The organism is Rhodococcus sp. GXMU-t2271, from assembly GCF_041414735.1.
Taxonomy (GTDB): domain Bacteria; phylum Actinomycetota; class Actinomycetes; order Mycobacteriales; family Mycobacteriaceae; genus Rhodococcus; species Rhodococcus indonesiensis.
Map to the genome: position 1 here is coordinate 125,421 of NZ_JAUIZP010000002.1, position 18,799 is coordinate 144,219.

Below are 18,799 nucleotides of genomic sequence, written 5' to 3' on the forward strand. Positions count from 1 at the left end.
AGTTTCACCCCGATCGAAAGCTGTGAGGCATGGATTTCCAATTGGACACCGACCAGAAGCTCTGGCTCGAGGAGGTACGCGCGTTTCTCCGCGAGAATGTCACCCCAGAGCTGCGAGCCGAGATGGCGGAGCACGACATCGAACTCCTCGGCGGCGAGGTCGCAGCATTTCGCAGGAAGATCGGCGACAGGGGCTGGTTCGGGCTCAACTGGCCCGAGGAATTCGGTGGTCTAGGACTGGGTGCGGTATATCAGCACCTGCTGGTCAGCGAATTCGAGTACTGGGGCGTGCCGGGGCCGGACCTCACTGTGACATCGGTGGCGCCGATGATCATGCGGCACGGCACCCGGCGCAACAAGGAGGAGTTTCTTCCTCCCATCGCGCGCGGCGAAATGACCTGTGCAGTGGGGTATTCCGAGCCTGATGCCGGAACGGACCTCGCGGCCTTGCGAGCCACCGCAGTGCTCGACGGCGACGAGTGGGTGATCAACGGTTCCAAGATCTGGAACAGTATGGCCCAGCGTGTCACCCACGAGTGGTTATGTGTGCGCACCGACCGGGACGCCCCCAAGCACAAGGGCATCTCCGTGATCATCGTGCCGATCGATGCGCCCGGCGTGGTGGTCCGCCCGATCATGGCCTGGTCGGACTACCGCACCAACGAGACGTTCTTCGACAACGTCCGCGTGCCCGCGACCAATCTGATCGGTGAGGTGAACCAGGGCTGGCGCTACATCACCGGTGCGCTGGACCTCGAGCGCGGCGCGCTGACCAACGTCGGAGACCTACGGCGTTCCGTGGACGATTTGATCGAACTGGCCGAGCAGGAACGTGCGGACGGCCGCCGGCCCATCGACGACCCGGTGCTGCGTCGCCGGATCGCGCAACTCGACGCGGAGGTGGAGGCAGCGCGGCTCATGGGCTTCGAGGCCTCGTCCCTCTTGGAGGACGGCACTATCCCATCGGTCCTGGTCAGCGTGGAGAAGATCTACTCCAGCGAGCTGCGCCAGCGGATTTCCGACATCGGCACCCAGATGCTCGGCATGGCCGGGGTGCTGGCCGTAGGCACCGAGGGCGCGCCGCTGGACGGAAAGTTCGAACGGCTGTATCGGGCCGCGCCGCTCCTGCGGTTCGGCGCCGGCACCAACGAGGTCCTCAGAGACGTGATCGCCCAGCGGGGGCACGGCTTGCCGCGCGGCGGGCGTTGACCGTGGGCTGCGCAGAAAAGGTTACGAGGAGGAAGTCATGAGGCTCGTCCCTACGGAAGAGCAGGCGGAACTGCGGTCGATGCTCCGGTCGGTGTTCGCCAAGGAGTGCCCACCCGGGGTGATTCGACAATGGAAGGACGCCGACGCCGAGTCGTTCCCGGAGTCGCTGTGGAAAGCGCTGGCGGATGTCGGCGTCTTCGGTCTGGCGGTACCCGAGGAGCACGGCGGCGCCGGCGCGAGTCTGAACGAGCTTGCGATCTTCTATTCGGAGGCGGGGCGTGCCCTGTGTCCATCCGTCGTCTACAGCACCATCGCCTTCGGGATCGCGCTGAAGCGGCTGGGCACCCCGCAGGTGTGCGATCGGTATCTCCCCATGCTTGCGGGCGGTGCCTTGCGTGCCGGCGTGAGTGCCTGGGACGCGGCCGACGCCCGCTCGTTGCGGCCCACGTTGAGGGCGGCACGCGCGGATGGGGGGTGGACATTGCACGGCGTGCTGCCGTTCGTGGAGAACGCAGACCTGGTCGAGGCTCTGCTCACGACCGCCTTCACCTCCGTGGACGCGGAACCGGACCGCATGTTCGGTTTCCTCGTCGAGCCGGGCGGACCGGGTTGGTCCAGTACCCGTCAGCCCACGATCGCGGGCGAGCATCAGTGCCGGGTGGAGCTCGACGGCTGCTTCGTCCCCGACGAGCGTGTCCTGGCCGGGACCGAGGGCACCGGTCTTGCTCTCGGCGACCTGCAGTGGGTGGCCGACGTCGTTACCGCGCTGGCATGCGTGGAGATGGCCGGCGGTGGCGCTGCGGTACTGGAGCGGACCGTCGAGTACGTGAGCACCCGCGAGCAGTTCGGGCGGCCGATCGGCTCCTTCCAGGCAGTGCAGCACATCGTGGCGGACATCCACATCGCGCTCGAGGGCGCACGACTGACCGCCGCCTCGGCGGTGTGGTGGCTCGCGCGTGGGGAGCGGGCCGGGCGCAACGTGGCGATCGCGAAGATGCACGCCAGCGAGGCCTACAAGTGGGCCACACTCAACGCCCACCAGGTGCACGGCGGCATGGGTTACGTCCGCGAGACCGACCTGCACCTCTGGTCCGAACGAGCCAAGGTCGCCGAGATCCGCGGCGGTACGGCGGACGTGGCTGCGCGCTGGCTGGAGGAGGAGATCGGTCTTGTCGGCTGACACATCGGCGACGGCCGGCCCGCAGGCCCTGGCCGGGCTACGGGTGCTCGACCTCTCCCGCTGGGTAGCCGGCGAATACGCCACGAAGCTGTTCGCCGACTTCGGCGCGGATGTCGTGAAGGTCGAGAAACCGGGCGAGGGCAGCCTGACCCGGCGGTGGGGTCCGTTTCCGAGCGACGTGCCGGACCCCGAGGCGAGCGCGCTGTTCCTGCACCTGAACACCAACAAGCGATCCCTCGCGCTGGACCTGCGCGATGCCGTCGACAGAGAAGTGCTTCTCGGTCTCGTCGAGACCGCCGATGCGCTGGTCGAGTCCTTCCGGCCCGGGCACCTGGAGTCGCTGGGACTGGGTCCGGATGTGCTTCATGCGCGCAACCCGCGTCTCGTGGTGACGCGGATCAGTGCCTTCGGTCAGGACGGTCCTTACCGGGACCGCGAAGCCACCGGCATCGTGCTGCAAGCGGCGGGCGGCCCGATGAACGCCACCGGTGCAGCCGACCGTGCCCCGCTGCGCAAGCCCGGTCTGCTCGAGCACTACACGATCGGCAGGACCGCCGGCGAGGCCACCATGGCCGGACTCTTCGGCGTCCGTCGCAACGGAGTCGGTTCCGTCATCGACGTGTCGGGACAGGAAGTGCTGCTCTCGGGCGCGGACCGGCGTGCATCGTACCTGCTCTCGGCGGCGTACTCGGGGATGGTGGCACCCCGCGGGGTGCGCAGTCCGCACCGGCACGGCGCGACGTTCACGGGGCCGTTCCGCACCAACGACGGCTTCGTGATGATCTATGTGACGAATCAGGTGTTCTGGAACCGGCTGGTCGATCTTGCCGGGGAGGACGACCCGCAGTTCCGTGAGCGCTTCCACGGCCGGCAGACCGTGGCCGGTCAGGACCGCGACGACTTCATGACCTACATAACCGACTGGTGCCTCGCGAACTCGAAGATGGACCTGATGGAGCGTTGTGAGGCGGCGCGGATCCCGGTCACGGCATTCATGGAGATTCCGGAGCTGTTGGCCCACGACCACTTCCGTGGTCGCGGAGCCTTCGTCGAGGTCGATCACCCGGTCGTGGGGACCCTGACCTACACGGGCGCCCCGTGGCGCATGCGCCACGGCCACGCGATGCGCACTGCCGCGCCGTTGCTCGACCAGCACGGTGCCCAGATCCGAGAGCAGAACAAGAAGAAGACGAGGAAGACGTGAGCTATCCACTCGAGGGCATCCGCGTCGTTGATCTGACCGTCGTGTGGTCCGGGCCCGGCGCCACGGCGCTGCTGGGCGACCTGGGCGCCGAAGTGATCCGACTCGAGGGCAACAACCGCACCAGTCGGCAGGTTTCCGCCACAACGACCAAGGAGCTCATCACCTCCACCGGCTATCACGGCGGCACCTACCCGGACAAGGACCCGGGCGCGCGCCCGTACGAACGCACCGCGCTGTTCAACTGGCACTCGCGAAACAAGCTGGCCGCGTGCGCGAACCTCGAGACCCCCGAGGGGCATGCCGCCGCGATCGCGCTACTCGAGGTCAGCGATGTTGTGGTGGAGAACAACTCCAACGGCACACTGGAGAAGCTCGGCCTGGGCCACGAGACGCTGCTCGCCCTCAACCCGCGGCTGGTGGTCGTGCGGATGCCGCCGATGGGTATGAGCGGGCCGATGAGCAACTACCTGGGCTACGGGCCGAACTTCAACTCGCTCGTCGGCATCGCTGCGATGGACGGGTACGAAGGCGAAGATCCCGATTCGGCCGGGGAGAACTACCACATGGACGAGGCGGCTCCCGCCGGTGTCGCATTCGCTGTGATGGCTGCACTGTGGGACCGCGAACGCACCGGGCTCGGCGGGCTGGTCGAGTTCCCGCAGGCGGAGGCGGTGATGGCGGAGATCGGCGAGTTCATCCTGGACTACCAGATGAACAACCGGAACCCGAAGGTGCTCGGCAACACCGACTCGCACATGCTTCAGGACGTGTTCCTGTCCGCCGACGAGGACCGCTGGCTGGCTGTCTCGGTGCGCGATGATCGCGATTGGGCCGTGCTGGCGGCGCTGGTCGATCCGGAGGGCCTGGCGGGGACGGGGGAGACCGCCGCGCTGCGTGCGGAGAACTCCGCCGTGATCCGGGCGGTGCTGGCGGGCTGGTGCCGGCAGCGTCCGGCCGAGCAGGCCGTGCAGGAGCTGCAGGACGTCGGCGTGCCGGCGGGCGAGGTGATGAGCGAGGACCGGCTGCTGGCGGACCCGCACCTGGCTGCGCGCGGCTGGTTCCAAGAACGCAACCATCCTTCGGTTGGCACCCACCGCTACCCCGGCCAGCCGTGGCGCGCCGAGGGCTTCGACCTCGCGTTCGGCCGGGTAGTGCCGGGCTTCGGTGAGGACAACGAGTACGTCTACCGGAAGCTGCTCGGCTACTCCGCGGAAAAGTACGCGGATCTGGTGGCGCGCGGTCTGGTCACCGACCATCAGATCGCTTGATAATCAGATTGATTCGATATTCCGATGCACTCGCTCACAACACAGTTAGGCGGCAACCCATGCCGGAAGTAGAAGAGTCGCTCATCCCGGAGGACGTCGCGGCCCGGGTCGGGACGGTGGTGGCCACCGCGACGGGCGCCGTGGTCCAGCGGGACTGGCAGCGCTGGGCCGTGTCCGTTCGCGAGGACAACCCGCTGTACTTCGACGGGGACTACGCCCGCGAACACGGCTACGCCGACATGATCTGTCCTCCGCTCTACGTCCAGTACGCCATCTTGGGAGTCACCCCGCTCGACACCTTGCGCACGGACGGTTCCTCGGGAGCCGCATCCGGGAACCTGGTGTTCCCCGAGTGCCCCAAGCGGATGGCGGGCGGCGAGAGCACCACGTTCCTGCGCCCCTGTTACGACGGTGACGTGATCACTTCGGTGCGTACGGTCGAGTCGATCGTGGAGAAGCACGGCCGCTCGGGTCGATTCGTCCTGGTGACCTGGAAGACCGAGTACACCAACCAGCGTCGCGAACTGGTGGCCGCAGCAACCACGTCGATGATCGCACGGCCGTGACGGAGGGAATCGAGTTGAAGAAGAACGCGATGGCGGGCCAGGTGCACTTCGAAGATGTGGCGGTCGGTGACCGGATCACCACGCTGCGCACAACCGTGGATCAGACCCAGATGTTCCTGTTCAGCGCCGCGACCTACAACGCGCACCGGATCCACTACGACAGATCCTGGGCGGTCGACGTCGAGGGCTACCCGGCGCCGTTGGTCCAGGGTCCGTTGCAGGCCGCACTGCTGGCGCGGGCGGTGACCGACTGGATCGGCGGCGCCGGGACCCTGGTGACCTACTCCGCGCAGAACCGGGCGGTGGCCTTCGCCGGCGAACAACTCGACTTCGTGGGCACCGTCACCGGTAAGCGGGTGGAGGACGGCCGGGCACTGGTGGAGCTCGAGATCCGTGGGGAGCGCGGCGGCGAGCTACTGATGCCGGGTACCGCCACCGTCGCTCTGCCGCGTCGCAGTGCGGGGCAGCGGTGAGCGGCCTGCGCGGCGGTGCCGCGATCATCGGCTTCTGTGAGCTGCCCGCGCAGCGCAAGCAGACCCGGCCCGAGCAGTTCACGATCGAGCAGTGGGCGACGCTGTCGAAGATGGCGATCGTCGACGCTGGCATCGACGCGTCGCGGATCGACGGGATCGTCGCGCACGGCTTGGCCGAGTCGGACATGTTCGTCCCGGCCACGCTCTCGGAGTATCTCGGCCTGCCGCTGAATTTCGGCGAGCGAGTGGACCTCGGCGGCGCGACCGCAGCCGGCATGGTCTGGCGCGCGGCGGCCGCGGTGGAGCTGGGTCTGTGCGAGGCCGTGCTGGTGATCGTCCCCGGCTCCTACATGTTGCCGCGCTCGCAGCAACGGCCGGCCGAGGATCCGGGCTACTTCGGTGCGTCGAGTAACAACTTCGGGTCGCCGCAGGCCGAGTTCGAGATTCCCTACGGTAACCTCGGGCAGAACGCGCCGTACGCGCAGATCGCCCGGCGCTACGCCGCCGAGTTCGGCTACGACCCGGCGGCGACCGCGAAGATCGCCGTCGACCAGCGGGCCAACGCGTGCGCTACTCCCGGCGCGGTGTTCCACGGGAAGCCGATCACCCTCGACGACGTGCTCGCCAGCCCGATGGTCGCGGATCCCCTCCGGATGCTCGAGGTCGTCATGCGGGTGCAGGGCGGGGCCGGCGTGGTCGTCGCCGCCGCCGACTTGGCGCGCAAGTCGAGAAACCGCCCCGTGTGGGTCACGGGTTTCGGCGAGCGCATCTCGTTCAAGACCCCCACCTACGCCGAAGACATGGTGCGCACGCCGATCGAGCAGGCGGCGGACATGGCGTTCTCGATGGCGGGCCTGCAGCGCTCCGACATCGACATGGCGTCGATCTACGACTGCTACACGATCACCGTGCTGATGAGCCTCGAGGACGCGGGGTTCTGTGAGAAAGGCACCGGCATGGAGTGGGTCAAGCAACACGACCTCACCTTCCGGGGCAACTTTCCGCTGAACACTGCGGGCGGTCAACTTTCGTTCGGGCAAGCCGGCATGGCGGGCGGCATGCACCATGTGTGCGACGGCGTACGGCAACTGATGGGACGAGCGGGCGACGCCCAGGTCGAGAACTGCAACACCGCCTTCGTCACCGGCAACGGCGGGATCATGAGCGAGCAGGTCGCGTTGATCCTGCAAGGAGCGTGAGCATGAGCAACGCGGACAAGCCGTTCCCCGAGCCGACCCCGGTCACCGCACCGTTCTGGGACAGCCTGCGCGAGCACCGGATTCGGATCCAATACTCGCCGACCTCGCAGGAGTACGTGTTCTACCCGCGGGTGCTGGCACCGAGAACCCTGGCCGACGACCTGGAGTGGCGCGAAATCGACGGTCTCGGCACCCTCTACACCTACACGGTTGCCGACCGACCGACGGCGCCGCCGTGGGCGGATTCCGTTCCGCAGCTGCTCGCCGTCGTCCAGTGGGACGTGGGGCCTCGGTTGAGCACGGAGCTCGTCGACGTCGCGCCCGAGGACCTGCGTATCGGCATGCGCGTCGAGCCGGTGTTCTGCGACTACCCCGAGCGCGGCGTCACCCTCCTGCGCTACCGCCCGGCTGACCAGCAGCATTGACGAAAGGACCACAGATGTCTCGAATGTCGGGCAAGGTCGCGCTGATCACCGGTGCCGGCTCGGGAATGGGCCGTGTGCACGCGGTGCGGCTGGCGCAGGAAGGCGCGGACATCATAGCGCTCGACCTCGCCGAGGACGCCCTGGCCGAGACGGCCGCGCGGGTCCGCGCCCAGGGACGGCACATCTTCACCGCGATTGCGGACGTGCGGGACCTGGTGGCGACGACGGCCGCGGCCGATGCGGGCGTGGCCGAGCTGGGGCGACTGGACACTGTTGTCGCGAACGCGGGCGTGACCGAGAACGTCGGGTCGTCGTGGACGATCGACGAGGACCTGTGGGAGCGGTCGATAGCCGTCAACCTGACCGGTGTCTGGCACACTGTGCGCGCGGGTGTCGCGGCGTTGAGTGTCGCAGGCGGTTCCGTCATCATCATCAGCTCCACCGCCGGCCTCGGTGCGGCACCCGGAGCGGCGCACTACAGCGCCGCCAAGCACGCAGTAGTCGGGCTGGCCCGCACGCTGGCGCGGGAGCTGGGCGAGCGGTCCATTCGGGTCAACACCGTGCACCCCGGCGCGGTCGACACAGCGATGACACTCAACCCGACCACGTTCGCGCGACTGCGGCCGGACCTGTCGGACCCGAGAGCCGAGGACATCGTCGACGTGCTCGCAGCCCGGCATCTACTGCCGGTGCCCTGGGTCGAATCGGTGGATGTGAGCAACGCGGTGCTGTTCCTGGCCTCGGACGAGGCCCGATACATCACCGGCACGCAGCTGGTCGTCGACGCCGGGTCGACGGAGAAGAGGGCCTCGTGAGCGGACGATTGTCAGGTCGGTCGGCACTGATCGCCGGCGGAGCACGAGGAATCGGACGCACCCAGGCGGTGCGGTTCGCGGAGGAAGGCGCGGACCTGATCGTGCTGGACTGTTGCGCCGGGGGCTCGACCACACCGGAGGTCTCGCGTGCGGACCTGGCGGAGACCGTCCGGCAGATCGAGGCGCTGGGACGCCGTGCCTTCGCCGTCGATGTCGATGTGCGCGACCAGAAGGCGCTCGACGCGGCACTCGCGCAGGGCGTGGCATCGCTGGGTCGACTCGACATCGTCTGCACCACGACCGAAATCGGCTCGGCCGGAAACATCGTCGAGCTGCCGTCAGTGGTCTGGCAGACGATGCTCGACGTCCATCTCACCGGCGTGTGGAAGACCTGCAAGGCGGCGATCCCACATATGCTGGCGTCCGATGGCGTAGGCGGCTCCATCGTGCTGACCGGCTCGGACGCGGGCCTGCGTGGGACGGCCGGCGGAGGACATCGCGCGGCCGCCGAGCACGGTGTGGTCGGTCTGATGCGCACGCTGGCGAAAGAGCTTGCACCGAAGGATATCCGGGTCAACACGGTGCATCGTTCGAACGCGAGCCACGACCTCACGCACGATCCGGACGCAATACCGGGTCGGCGTGAGATCGCAAACGCCAGTCTCTTCCTCGCCTCCGACGAGGCTCGCGGCATCACCGGAGTCGTGTTGCCCGTCGACGTCGGCCACTGCCGGAACAATGCGCTACCCGCTGACGAATCGATCGGAATACGGCGGCAACTTCAGCTTTCGACCAGGCAACTTCACAAGGACGGATCAGGATGACGAAATCGGATGTGGACGTGGTAGTAGTCGGCGCAGGCCTCGCTGGGCTCTACGCAATGCACAAGTTGCGTGGCCAGGGCCTGAGTGTGCAGGGTTTCGAGGCGGCCTCCGGGGTCGGCGGAACCTGGTACTTCAACCGGTATCCGGGCGCGCGCTGCGATGTGGAAAGCGTGGACTACTCCTATTCCTTCGACGAGAGCTTGCAGCAGGAGTGGGACTGGTCCGAACGCTACGCCACCCAGGGGGAGATACTGGCCTATCTCGAGCACGTGGCGGACCGATTCGACCTGCGCCGGGATTTCACCTTCGACACCCGCGTGGTGTCCGCAACATTCGACGAGGACGCAAGCACCTGGCTCGTCGTCACCGACCAGGGGGACGAGGTGACCGCGCGATTCTGCGTATTGGCCACCGGTGCCCTGTCCACGACCAACATGCCGAACATCCCGGGCCGCGACAGTTTCGGTGGTGAGCTCCTGCACACAGGCGCCTGGCCGCACAGCGGGGTGGACTTCACCGGCAAACGGGTCGGAGTGATCGGCACCGGGTCTTCGGGCATCCAGTCCATCCCGATCATCGCCGAGCAAGCGGCGAGCTTGCACGTGTTCCAGCGCACTCCGAACTTTTCGGTCCCCGCGAGCAATCGCCCACTGGACGAGGCCACGCGCCGCGAGCTGAAGTCGAGTTACGCCGAGCGACGACGCAAATCGTGGCTCAGCGGCGGTGGCTCGCCCTTCGAGCCGAACCCCAAGAGCGCACTCGAGGTGCCGGCGGCCGAGCGTGAGGCGGAATTCGAGCAGTACTGGCAGAAAGGTGGTGTCTTGTTCGGAAAGACGTTCTCCGACCAGATGACCGACATCGAAGCCAACCGCCTCGCCCGCGAGTTCGCGGAACGAAAGATCCGCGCGGTCGTCAAGGATCCGGCGGTGGCCGACGCACTGATCCCGACGGACCATCCCATCGGAACCAAGCGGATCGTCACCGACTCCGGCTACTTCGAGACCTACAACCGGGACAACGTCACGCTGGTCGACCTGCGCGAAACACCCATCGTCGCAATCGACGAAACCGGCATCGCGACGACCGGCGCGCACTACGACCTCGATGCGATCGTGTTCGCCACGGGCTTCGACGCGATCACCGGTTCGCTAGACCGCATCGACATCCGCGGCCGCCGCGAGGCGTTACTCCGCGAGGAATGGAAGGCCGGACCGCAAACGCTCTACGGCATCGCCGCGGCCGGCTTTCCCAATCTGTTCCTGGTCACCGGTCCCGGCAGTCCAGGCGTACTGGCGAACATGGTGCTGGGCTCCGAGCAGCACATCAACTGGATCTCAGACGCCATCGCGTACCTGGACGCCAACGGCTACGCGAGCATGGAACCCGACGAACGGGCCGTATCGGACTGGATGGCGGAGTGCGCCGCCGTCGCCGCAAAGACTCTGTTTCCGCAGGGAAACTCGTGGTATATGGGGGCCAACATCGAGGGTAAACCGCGTGTGTTCATGCTGTATGCCGGAGGGTTCGGCAACTACGGTCGGAAGATTGCGGAGGCGGCCGCAGCAGGCTACAAGGGGTTCGAGCTGACCCCCAGTGCTGAGACCCCGGACCGGGCGTAGCAGCTACGCGCAGAGATGGCTGCCCGGGTGCGGCACGTCTCGCATGGCTTCTCGACACGCTCGGGGGCTCGACATCGGACGGCGTCGTTAATGCGAATCTTCTCCCGAAAAGCCCGTGCAGCAGCCCGACCGGCGCGCGCTCTCGCGCCAGGCGACTCTGCCGCGAGAGCGACAGCGGCGGAAACAGTTTCGGGAGACGATTACAGCGGCGTGCGGTCCGACCCGGGAACGGGCCGTAGGCACCTCGACCGGCCGCGCGTCGTCCCGGTCAGTGCGGACCGGAACATCGCCACCGCGGGACGCCCCACTGCACTGCACGTATTCGACATCGGAAAATAGTCGACATCGATCGAAATGGACCGTGCGCGATTCTGCCATGTTCAGGAGTTGTCATTGTCATGACTACGGTAGACGGACACACCCGCAGTGCCGGACGCAATCCCCCGTCCTCGATGATCGAGCGAGTGACATCGATCCTCGATGCGTTCGGCAGCCCTTCGGCCCGGCTCCCATTGGAGGATGTCGTACACCGGACCGGGATTCCGCGATCGACGACGCACCGGATCCTGAACTCTCTTGCCGAACTCCACTGGGTCGAGCACACTTCCTGCGGCTACCGACTGGGACGCAGGGCGCTGGCCATTTCAGGGAACGCGGTCCACACCGAGATTCGGAAGGTCGCAGCGCCCGTGCTGCACGAACTGCACATTCAAACGAAGATGGTCGTACACTTGTCCGTCCTCGACGGTCGCCATGTCCTGTATCTCGATAAGATCGGTGGCCGGGCAGCCAACGCGGTTCCGTCACGCGTCGGAGGGCGATTACCGGCACACGCCACTGCGGCAGGCAAGGCTCTCCTCGCGTGCATCGACCCTGAACAGGTACATGCCGAGTGCGCGGGCCGAATGGTGAGATCCACTGCAAACACCATCAACTCCGTCTCTGTCCTGCATCAGGAACTGCATCGGATTCGACAGCGTCGCGGTATCGCAATCGAAAGAGAAGAGGTATTTCCCGGAATCGGCTGTGTCGGCACCGCAGTTCACGGTAGTGAAGGTCCGGTCGCCGCACTCTCCCTGTGCGGCGATGCCCGATCTGCACCCCTCGAACATGTCGCACCGTTGGTCCTCGACGCCGCACGTGCGATCGCCGAAACCCTGCATTTGGAACTCGGATCGACGCGCAGATCCAGCGAATCGTGCGGGCCCGCGCGGACAGACGCTGGCGCACGGAGAATCGCCGGTGTCCGCCCGCGCCCGTAGAGAGACGGTGACGCTGGACGACGGCTCGATCGGTTCGGATCGATGCCGGCGTACGCGCGGCCGATGCATGTGTACACTTCGGGATCGTCGACCCGAGAGGTACATCGGCATCGCGCCGCACCGTACATACCCGCATGTCAACGGTCGAGCAGGCGCAGCTCCCCGGCGATCACGGCGAGCCGGGCGGTGTCCACCGCGTCCTCGCCGCGGAGCCGGTCGAGGAGCCGCACGAGCCGGTGCGCTCGATCGGGCAGATCCGCGGCACTGCCGTCGAGCGTGGTGACGACGAGCGCGTCGAGGCGGTCGGCGATCTCGTCGCGCAGGGCCGCCGCACCCATGGCCTCCCAGTACGGCCCGCGCACCCGGGTCACGAAACCGTCGAGGAGCCAACGAATGTGGAGGATTTCGACCACTTCGTCGCGGGCTACGGCGACGCGGGTGGGATCGATGCCCAGGCGCAGCGCCACCGCGGCGTTCGCGAACGCGCCGCGGCAGTCCTCGGCGGAGGGTCGCTCGCCCAGTGCCTCGGCGACGGGTGCGGCGAAGAGCGCGACGAGAGCCTCCGGCGTGTCCGTCTCGTCGCCCGTCCCTGCGAGCACATCGCGGAGCGTTCGGCGCGCGGTGTGGCGCAGCAACCAGGTCATCTCGGCCTCGACGACGCGCGCGAGCGCGCTCAGCTCCGCCACCGTACTGCGTGCGTCGGACCCGTCCGCGAGGATCCGGGCCCGGATGTCCTCGGTGTGCAGCACCCGGCTGACCACCACGTAGGCGCGCGCCGAGTCCTCGGTGGCGGCGCCGAACCGTTCCTCGAACCGGTACAGGGCGCCGGGGCCGAGCCGGTTGACGAGCTCGTCCGCGAGTGACGCGACGACGATCTCCCGGCGCAGGGGGTGCTCGGCCACGCCGCTTCCGGCGCGGGCGGCGATCTCGGCGGGGAAGTAGGCCTCGGCCCACGGGGCGCAGGCGGGGGAGTCCGGCAGCGACGACGCGGCCAGCTCGCTCGCGACGACGTTCTTCGACTGCGCCAGCAGCACCGCCAGCTCCGGTCGCAGCAGGCCGGTGCCCGCTCGCCGCCGCTTCCGGATCTCGTCCGCGGTGGGCAGACTGTCGTCGCTCCGGGGGATCCGGCCGGCCCGCGCCAGGTCGTCGATCAGGCGTTCGTGCTGGGTGAGCAGCGCCGGGGCGTCGTGCTCGCTGCATCCCAGGGCGAGCACCTGATCACGGGAGGCCGTGAGCACCGCCGCGGCCACGTCGTCGGTCACCGCGGCGAGCAGCTTCTCCCGGTTCCCGGGCGCCAGTGTTCCGGCCGCCACCGCACGGTCGACCGCGATCTTGATGTTGACCTCCCGGTCGGAGGTGGCGACGCCGGCGGCGTTGTCGATGAAGTCGCCGTCGCAGCGGCCGCCGCAGCGCGCGTACTCGATGCGGGCGGCGCGGGTGAAGCCGAGGTTGCCGCCCTCCCCGACGATGCGGGCCCGCACGTCGCGGGCGTCGACCCGGACGCGGTCGTTGGCGGGATCGGCGGCGTCGCCGTGCGTTTCGCCGGAGGCCTTCACGTACGTGCCGACACCGCCGTTCCACAGCAGGTCCACGGGCGCGCGAAGGACGGTCGCGATCAGCTCGTCGGGGGTCAGCGTCTCGGCGTCGGTCCCGAGGGCGGCGCGGGCGGGCGCGGACAGCGGCACGGACTTGGCGGTGCGCGGCCACACGCCGCCGCCCGCCGAGATCACCGCGGGGTCGTAGTCGGCCCAGGACGATCGCGGCAGCCCGAACAGCCGGGCGCGCTCGCGGTGGGAAGCGGCCGGGTCCGGGTCGGGGTCGAGGAAGATGTGCCGGTGGTCGAACGCGGCGACGAGGCGGATGCGGTCGCTGAGCAGCATGCCGTTGCCGAAGACGTCACCCGACATGTCGCCGATGCCCGCGACGGTGAAGGTCTGCGTGTCGACGTCGTGGCCGAGTTCGGCGAAGCGGTGCCGCACGGCCACCCACGCGCCGCGGGCGGTGATGCCCATGGCCTTGTGGTCGTAGCCGGCCGAGCCGCCCGAGGCGAAGGCGTCGCCGAGCCAGTAACCGTATTCGGCGGCAACGGCATTGGCGGTGTCGGACATGCGGGCGGTGCCTTTGTCGGCGGCGACCACCAGGTAGGCGTCGACACCGTCGTAGGCGACGGTGTCGGGCGGGGTGACGGGTAATCCGTCGACGATGTTGTCGACGACGTCGAGCAGGCCGCGCACGAACGTGGTGTAGGCGGTGGTGAGGTCCGCGCCGGAGCCGGGCCGGATCACGAACGCGCCCTTCGCGCCGCCGGGGACGATGGGCGCGTTCTTGACGGCCTGGGTCGCCATCAACCCGAGGACCTCGGTGCGGTAGTCCTCCGGACGCTCCGAGAAGCGGAGCCCGCCCCGCGCGACGAGCTCGGCCCGCACGTGCACACCCTCGACGTCGGGGGAGTGGACGTAGATCTCCCGCATCGGCACGACCGCACCGCCGACGCTCAGCGCGGACGGATCGAGCTTGAACGACGCGTACGGTTTGGCGCCCCCGCTCTGGAACCAGTTGGTACGCAGGGTCGCGTCCACGAACGAGCGCAGCCCTCGCAGGGTCCGGTCGAGGTCGAATGTCGCGGCGCGATCGATGTGGCCGGCCACCGCCGCGGCCGTGGCGGCGGCGGCGCGGTCCCGGTCGGGCAGTCCGGGCCGGAACCGGGCGTCGAACAGCGCGGCGAGGTCCGCCGCGAAGCCGGGAGTGGCCGTCAGGCAACCGAGCATGTACGCCGGGGACAGGCCGATCCCCGCCTGGGCCAGGAACCGGACGGCCGCCCGGACGAAGTCGACCCACCGCCACGAGATGCCTTCCTGCAGAACGAGCATCGAGAAGTCGTCGATCTCGGTGCGGCCCTCGGTGGCCGCGACGAACGCGTCCGCGATCAGCTCGAGTACCTCGGGATCCGGAGCGGCGGTCGCGGACGGCGCGATCGTGAAGTGGTGCGTCCCCGGCTCACCCAGCGGCCGGTGATCGCTCACGTGGAGGCCGAAGCGCCGCAGGACGTCGACGACGTCGGTGAGGGTGAACCGGTGGTCCGGCCAGGTCGCGACACAGCCGAGCGGAGTGCCGTCGGCAGGATCGAGGAAACGCAGGGTCGTCGTGTGCTGGGACAGGGAGGGGGCGCTCACGGGGGTCCTTTCCGGGGCGGCGGCGATGAGGCGAGTCTGCCGCCGGCGCACCCCGGCAGGGCAGGGCCGAAATGGAGCGGGCGGGGTATCGCGAACCGCCGATTCGGAGTGGGCGGCGACCGCCACTGTCCGGGCAGCGTCCAGCCGCGGCGACTGCTCTCGTCCGGCAGGACCGTCATTCGATCGCGGTCTCGGTGAACCCGAGCACCACCTTCAGCACCACGTGCAGCGCGGGATTGCTGTCGTCACGTCGCCACGCCACGCGCAGGTCGACGTCGGGCGTCGACTCGTCGATCGGAACGAACACGACATGGGGATCGGTGACGTTGTGCGCCACGGACGCGAGCGTCAGGTGGCACCCGACCTCGGCACTGACCAGCGCCAGAGCCGTCTGCGTATCGGGGGCGACCTGGACGACGTCGGCGACGAAACCGCCGGCATGGGAGAGCTGCCGCAGTCGGTCCGGCAGGACCGCGCCCTCGTGGGGCGGAAGCGAGACGAAGCTCTCCGCGGCAAGCTGGGTGATCGACAAGCGACGTGCGCCGGCCAGCGGGTGGGTACCGGGCAGTGCGACGACGAGCGAGTCCGGCATCACGACGCGCGCGGAGATCTCGGCGGGGATGATGTCCCAGCGTCCCAGGGCGAGGTCGGTGTCGCCGTCCACGAGCTTCTTCATTGCCGGTTGGGCGAAGTTCTGGCTGGAGAGCTCGAGTCGGATGCCGGGCCGCTGGGACCGCACCACCCGGGCGAGCCGGGCGACGAGTTGATGGGTCGACACGCCGGCGAAGGCGATGCGGACGAGGCCGACCTCGCCGTCGTCGGCCGAGCGGACCGACGCCTCGGCACGGCGCAGGGCGTCGAGCACTTCCCGCGCAGGGTCGACGAGGGCCTCTCCGCTCGCGGTGAGCTTCACCGATCGGGTGTTGCGATCGAACAGCACGGTGCCGAGTTCGCGTTCGAGTTGTTTGATCGTGCGGCTCAGCGGGGGCTGGGCGACATGGAGTCTCTCGGCGGCCCGGCCGAAGTGGAGCTCCTCGGCGACGGCCAGGAAGGCCCGAAGCTGTGCGATGTCCACGACGCCCACCTCTCGAATCATTGCGATTCCGATATATCAGAACGACCAATTAAGTATTGGACCGATCATAATCGCGGCGCCATAGTGAGTACATGCACATCACCGATCAGGAAGTTCCCGACGACGTCTTCGGCGACATCCTCGGGCACGTCAGAGAGTTCGTCCGCACTCGCGTGGTCCCGCGGGAACAGGAGATCGCCGAGACCAACGCGATCCCCGACGACATCCGCGCCGCAGTGAAGGAGATGGGCCTGTTCGGCTACGCCATCCCGCAAGAATGGGGCGGTCTGGGCCTGAACCTGATGCAGGACGCCGAACTGGCGATGGAACTGGGCTACTCCACACTGTCGCTGCGTTAGATGTTCGGCACAAACAAATGCATCGCGGGTCAGGTGCTGGTCATCTTCGGGACCGACGAGCAGAAGAAGCAGTGGCTCGTGGGTATCGCCTCGGGTGACGTCGTGGCGTCCTTCGCCCTCACCGAGCCCGGCGCCGGCTCGAACCCGGCCGGGCTGCGCACCAAGGCCGTGCGCGACGGCGACGACTGGGTGCTCACCGGGGAGAAGCGGTTCATCACCAACGCCCCCATCGCGGACCTGTTCGTCGTGTTCGCCCGCACCCGCCCGGCCGACGAGAACGGCACCGGCATCGCGGTGTTCCTCGTCCCGGCCGACGCCGAGGGCGTGACGGTGGGCAACAAGGACGCCAAGATGGGCCAGGAGGGGGCCTGGACCGCGGACGTGCACTTCGACCAGGTGCGGGTTCCGGCCTCGGCGCTGGTCGGCGGCAGCGAGGACGTCGGGTACAAGGCCGCGATGATCTCGCTCGCCAGGGGCCGGGTGCACATCGCCGCACTGTCGGTCGGTCAGGCCCAGCGCGCTCTCGACGAATCGGTGGCCTATGCGGCTGCTGTGACTCAGGGTGGCACCCCGATCGGGAACTTCCAGCTGGTGCAGGCGATGCTCGCCGATCAGCAGACCGGCGTGATGGCCGGGCGGGCGCTGGTGCGCGACGCGGCGCGCGCGTGGGTGGAGAACACCGACCGGCGGATCGCGCCGTCGGTGGCCAAGCTGTACTGCACCGAGATGGTCGGCAAGGTCGCCGACCTGGCGGTGCAGATCCACGGTGGCAGCGGCTACATGCGGGAGGTGCCGGTCGAGCGGATCTACCGCGACGTGCGGCTGCTTCGCCTGTACGAGGGCACCAGCGAGATCCAGCGCCTGATCATCGGCGGCGGACTCGTCAAGCAGGCCCAGAGGCAGGCGTGATGACTCTTCCCCTCGACGGCGTCACCGTCGTCGCTCTCGAACAGGCCGTGGCCGCGCCCCTGTCCACCCGGAACCTCGCCGATCTGGGCGCCCGGGTGATCAAGGTCGAGCGCACGGACGGCGGCGACCTCGCCCGCGGGTACGACCACGTCGTGCACGGCACCGGTGCACATTTCGTGTGGCTCAACCGGGGCAAGGAGTCGATCGCGGTCGACCTCAAGAGCGCCGAGGGGTGCGCAGCGGTCCGCCGCCTCGTCGATCGCGCCGACGTGTTCGTCCAGAACCTCGCACCCGGGGCCACAGAGCGGCTCGGACTCGGTGCCCGGCAGTTGCGGGCGAACCATCCCGAGCTGATCGTGGTGAACCTCTCCGGTTTCGGCACCGGCGGTCCGATGGAGCAGCGCAAGGCGTACGACATGCTCATCCAGGCCGAGGCGGGACTGATCTCGATCACGGGAACCCCCGAGACGGCTGTGAAGACCGGCATCCCGACCGCGGACATCGCCTCGGGCATGTACTGCGCCCAGGCGGTCCTGGCGGCCCTGCTGCGCCGGGGACGCACCGGGGAGGGCGCCGTGATCGACGTGTCCATGCTCGAATCCACCGTCGAGTGGATGGGCCATGCGATGTACACGCAGATGCACACCGGCAGCCAGCCCCCGCGGATGGGGCTGAGCCACACCTCCATCGCCCCCTATGACGCGTTCCCCACCCGCGACGGCGAGGTGCTGATCGGCGTGCAGAGCGACGGCGGGTGGCGCGCCCTGGTCACCGATGTCCTCGAGGTCCCCGAGCTGGCCGACGACCCACGCTTCGTCACCAACGTCCAGCGCGTGCGGAACAGATCCGAATGCGACGCGCTCGTCGCGGCGCGCACCGTCCGCTGGTCGACCGCGGACCTGGACGCGAGGCTCGCCGCCGCCGGCATCCCCGCGGCGCAGGTCAAGCAACTCGATCAGGTCGTCGCGCATCCGCAGCTGCGGGCCCGCAACCGCTGGCGCACCGTCGGCACCGAACACGCGCCGGTCGAGGCCCTGCTGCCCCCGGTGACGTTCGCGGACGTCGAAGCACGCATGGGTGACGTTCCGGCGCTCGGTCAGCACACCCACGCGCTGCTCGTGGAATCCGGAATGGACGCCGAGACCGCTGACGCCACCATCGCCGGGGGTATCGCCCTGCAGGCCGACCGTTTCCACCCCGCCCCCACCCGATAGCACGTACGGCTCGACCACCTCGGGCC

Annotated in this window: 15 protein-coding genes and 1 pseudogene; 14 read left to right on the forward strand and 2 right to left on the reverse strand. The window is 68.4% G+C overall.

The genetic code is table 11. The features are described 5' to 3' along the window. Positions 1-29 precede the first annotated feature (29 nt). The 12 genes from QYS60_RS01815 (at position 30) to QYS60_RS01870 (ending at position 12,043) form a co-directional block, all read left to right on the forward strand. Positions 30-1,208, forward strand: coding sequence for an acyl-CoA dehydrogenase family protein (locus QYS60_RS01815; RefSeq protein ID WP_371382248.1), 1,179 nt, complete (start codon positions 30-32; stop codon positions 1,206-1,208). A gap of 37 nt (positions 1,209-1,245) precedes the next feature. Then, a complete protein-coding gene (locus tag QYS60_RS01820) occupies positions 1,246-2,388 on the forward strand; it encodes an acyl-CoA dehydrogenase family protein (protein WP_371382249.1) in 1,143 nt (380 codons plus the stop codon). Next, positions 2,378-3,592: a CaiB/BaiF CoA transferase family protein gene (locus QYS60_RS01825; RefSeq protein ID WP_371382250.1), complete on the forward strand. Its 1,215-nt coding sequence runs from the start codon at positions 2,378-2,380 to the stop codon at positions 3,590-3,592. Before QYS60_RS01820 ends, QYS60_RS01825 begins: the two co-directional genes overlap by 11 nt. Continuing rightward, positions 3,589-4,860 (forward strand): CaiB/BaiF CoA transferase family protein, encoded by a 1,272-nt coding sequence (locus QYS60_RS01830; protein ID WP_371382251.1) that lies wholly within the window; start codon positions 3,589-3,591, stop codon positions 4,858-4,860. Before QYS60_RS01825 ends, QYS60_RS01830 begins: the two co-directional genes overlap by 4 nt. Positions 4,861-4,919: 59 nt before the next feature. Next, a complete protein-coding gene (locus tag QYS60_RS01835) occupies positions 4,920-5,426 on the forward strand; it encodes a MaoC family dehydratase (RefSeq protein WP_371382252.1) in 507 nt (168 codons plus the stop codon). A 29-nt stretch (positions 5,427-5,455) separates the two neighbouring features. Continuing rightward, the gene (locus tag QYS60_RS01840; protein WP_371382303.1) at positions 5,456-5,899 is read left to right on the forward strand and encodes a MaoC/PaaZ C-terminal domain-containing protein; all 444 of its coding nucleotides are present in this window, start codon (positions 5,456-5,458) and stop codon (positions 5,897-5,899) included. After that, on the forward strand, positions 5,896-7,098 hold the full coding sequence (locus QYS60_RS01845; RefSeq protein ID WP_371382253.1) for a thiolase family protein: 1,203 nt from the start codon (positions 5,896-5,898) through the stop codon (positions 7,096-7,098). Before QYS60_RS01840 ends, QYS60_RS01845 begins: the two co-directional genes overlap by 4 nt. A gap of 2 nt (positions 7,099-7,100) precedes the next feature. Continuing rightward, a complete protein-coding gene (locus QYS60_RS01850; protein WP_371382254.1) occupies positions 7,101-7,523 on the forward strand; it encodes a Zn-ribbon domain-containing OB-fold protein in 423 nt (140 codons plus the stop codon). A gap of 14 nt (positions 7,524-7,537) precedes the next feature. After that, positions 7,538-8,338 carry a mycofactocin-coupled SDR family oxidoreductase gene (locus tag QYS60_RS01855; RefSeq protein WP_371382255.1) on the forward strand — a complete coding sequence of 267 codons (801 nt, stop codon included), beginning with the start codon at positions 7,538-7,540 and terminating at the stop codon, positions 8,336-8,338. After that, complete coding sequence (locus QYS60_RS01860; protein ID WP_371382256.1) at positions 8,335-9,162, forward strand: SDR family oxidoreductase; 828 nt, start codon at positions 8,335-8,337, stop codon at positions 9,160-9,162. Before QYS60_RS01855 ends, QYS60_RS01860 begins: the two co-directional genes overlap by 4 nt. Further along, positions 9,159-10,781, forward strand: a complete 1,623-nt coding sequence (locus QYS60_RS01865) for a flavin-containing monooxygenase (protein ID WP_371382257.1) — start codon at positions 9,159-9,161, stop codon at positions 10,779-10,781. Before QYS60_RS01860 ends, QYS60_RS01865 begins: the two co-directional genes overlap by 4 nt. 398 nt (positions 10,782-11,179) lie before the next feature. Beyond that, entirely contained in the window at positions 11,180-12,043 is an 864-nt protein-coding gene (locus QYS60_RS01870; protein ID WP_371382258.1) for an IclR family transcriptional regulator, read from the forward strand. 137 nt (positions 12,044-12,180) lie between these two features. Here the strand turns inward: QYS60_RS01870 and QYS60_RS01875 are convergent, their stop codons facing one another. Both QYS60_RS01875 and QYS60_RS01880 read right to left on the reverse strand, forming a co-directional pair. Then, positions 12,181-15,216, reverse strand: a complete 3,036-nt coding sequence (locus QYS60_RS01875; RefSeq protein WP_371382259.1) for an NAD-glutamate dehydrogenase domain-containing protein — start codon at positions 15,214-15,216, stop codon at positions 12,181-12,183. A 175-nt stretch (positions 15,217-15,391) separates the two neighbouring features. Then, complete coding sequence (locus tag QYS60_RS01880) at positions 15,392-16,291, reverse strand: LysR substrate-binding domain-containing protein (protein ID WP_371382260.1); 900 nt, start codon at positions 16,289-16,291, stop codon at positions 15,392-15,394. A 92-nt stretch (positions 16,292-16,383) separates the two neighbouring features. Between QYS60_RS01880 and QYS60_RS01885 the strand changes: the two are divergent. Both QYS60_RS01885 and QYS60_RS01890 read left to right on the forward strand, forming a co-directional pair. Beyond that, positions 16,384-17,559, forward strand: a pseudogene (locus tag QYS60_RS01885) (acyl-CoA dehydrogenase family protein). Next, complete coding sequence (locus tag QYS60_RS01890; protein WP_371382261.1) at positions 17,559-18,773, forward strand: CaiB/BaiF CoA transferase family protein; 1,215 nt, start codon at positions 17,559-17,561, stop codon at positions 18,771-18,773. The pseudogene QYS60_RS01885 and the gene QYS60_RS01890 overlap by 1 nt, the downstream one beginning before the upstream one ends. Positions 18,774-18,799: the final 26 nt, after the last annotated feature.

What these genes read in the sequence shown, in the direction of transcription:
- QYS60_RS01835 (WP_371382252.1), top strand. Translation starts at nt 4,920, where the DNA reads ATGCCGGAAGTAGAAGAGTCGCTCATCCCGGAGGACGTCGCGGCCCGG.
- QYS60_RS01815 (WP_371382248.1), top strand. Translation starts at nt 30, where the DNA reads ATGGATTTCCAATTGGACACCGACCAGAAGCTCTGGCTCGAGGAGGTA.
- QYS60_RS01865 (WP_371382257.1), top strand. Translation starts at nt 9,159, where the DNA reads ATGACGAAATCGGATGTGGACGTGGTAGTAGTCGGCGCAGGCCTCGCT.
- QYS60_RS01850 (WP_371382254.1), top strand. Translation starts at nt 7,101, where the DNA reads ATGAGCAACGCGGACAAGCCGTTCCCCGAGCCGACCCCGGTCACCGCA.
- QYS60_RS01840 (WP_371382303.1), top strand. Translation starts at nt 5,456, where the DNA reads ATGGCGGGCCAGGTGCACTTCGAAGATGTGGCGGTCGGTGACCGGATC.
- QYS60_RS01855 (WP_371382255.1), top strand. Translation starts at nt 7,538, where the DNA reads ATGTCTCGAATGTCGGGCAAGGTCGCGCTGATCACCGGTGCCGGCTCG.
- QYS60_RS01820 (WP_371382249.1), top strand. Translation starts at nt 1,246, where the DNA reads ATGAGGCTCGTCCCTACGGAAGAGCAGGCGGAACTGCGGTCGATGCTC.
- QYS60_RS01890 (WP_371382261.1), top strand. Translation starts at nt 17,559, where the DNA reads ATGACTCTTCCCCTCGACGGCGTCACCGTCGTCGCTCTCGAACAGGCC.
- QYS60_RS01870 (WP_371382258.1), top strand. Translation starts at nt 11,180, where the DNA reads ATGACTACGGTAGACGGACACACCCGCAGTGCCGGACGCAATCCCCCG.